The following is a 438-nucleotide window of genomic DNA, read 5'->3' on the forward strand; positions in this document are numbered from 1 at the left end:
GTTAATGGTGATATTTCACCCGGAGGTTCAGACTGAATGATCAACAGCCGAAGAAAAGAACCGTTTCGGTATTTATTTGCAGTACCGGAACCATGCCTTTTTCAAATTATCGAATTGAACGGCCTTGAGCTCGAAACCAGGCAAGCGCCGGCGGAGCTGATCGATTGGAACAAGAGCGGCTGCAAGCTCGTTGCGGGGCTTGATCTCCGCAGCGGTGACAATCTGGTACGGCTAACGATCGATTTCCCATTCGCCGAGACCTTTCCGCTTACCGTTAACGGCGAGGTGCGCTGGCAATCGGATAACGACGGCGGGTATCTGTACGGCATTCAATTTATGTCGGACGACGATCTGAAAGAACGCGTCAAAGTCGAAATCCGCCGGTTGGCGGCAGAGAACCGGATCAACGCCGTATAATGCCGTCAAAACGGACAAAAG

1 protein-coding gene is annotated in these 438 nt (G+C 51.8%); it reads left to right on the forward strand.

The window, feature by feature from the left end:
• Nucleotides 1-36: 36 nt before the first annotated feature.
• Nucleotides 37-417, forward strand: coding sequence for a PilZ domain-containing protein (locus AC2JF9_RS09465; protein WP_313997184.1), 381 nt, complete (start codon nt 37-39; stop codon nt 415-417).
• Nucleotides 418-438: the final 21 nt, after the last annotated feature.

This window comes from Lactobacillus sp. C449L (genome assembly GCF_059900815.1).

Excerpts from the sequence above, each read along its gene's own strand:
- AC2JF9_RS09465 (WP_313997184.1), top strand. The coding sequence starts at position 37 with ATGATCAACAGCCGAAGAAAAGAACCGTTTCGGTATTTATTTGCAGTA.